This is a genomic window from Methylobacterium sp. J-078 (genome assembly GCF_022829285.1).
Taxonomy (GTDB): Bacteria; Pseudomonadota; Alphaproteobacteria; order Rhizobiales; family Beijerinckiaceae; genus Methylobacterium.
This window is the reverse complement of record NZ_JAKSYI010000088.1, coordinates 1-658: the sequence shown is the minus strand read 5'-3', so window position 1 is coordinate 658 and position 658 is coordinate 1. Positions and strand designations below refer to the sequence as shown.

The following is a 658-nucleotide window of genomic DNA, read 5'->3' as shown; positions in this document are numbered from 1 at the left end:
CAAACCCCGGCCTTGCTTCGGCTGCCCTTAAGGCGCGCCAATCAGCCTCCGCGGATGAAACGCCTAACGCACGGCAGCCTATCGCGGATGCTCACGGCATTTGCCTACTGCACAAGCACGGCTTGATCGCAGCGGACCCCGTTCACGGTGAGATCGGCCTTGCCGATCCGAATGCCGATGGTCCGAAGCGTGTTGTCTAGAACGCCGTCCAGGGACGGCGCGGCGAGGTTGAGTGCGGTCCCTACCGTCGCTAGAAGGCCGGGCGCCAGAAGCCCGATCCCGTTGACGTCGAGGCTGAGGGACGACACGAGGCTCGGCACCAGAGCCTGTGTCATGCTGGTCGCCGAGACAGTCCCGACTTTGTGTTGAGCGATGTCGTCATCGCTGAACAAGAGAGCCTGCGTGTAGGGGCTTGCGATCGTCGCCCTAGCCCGGCCGCTGACGGTCAGGAGCGGCGTGACGCGCAAAAGCGTGGCCGGCCGCGTGAGATCCGGCGCCGGGGACGCCACGTCAATCAGGTATTTCGGGATATCCGCGATGGCGAGTTCGGCCACTCCGGGTTGTGCGTCCAGCGTCACCTGACGCCGCCCCTGAGATGACCAGGGACAGGTCAGGGTCCGGAGCGTGGCCCGCGACATCGCCGCCTGAACGTAGACCG

1 pseudogene is annotated in these 658 nt (G+C 65.5%); it reads right to left on the bottom strand.

The features are described from left to right. Positions 1-104: 104 nt before the first annotated feature. Positions 105-658, bottom strand: a pseudogene (locus MKK58_RS13870) (hypothetical protein); the annotation flags it as partial.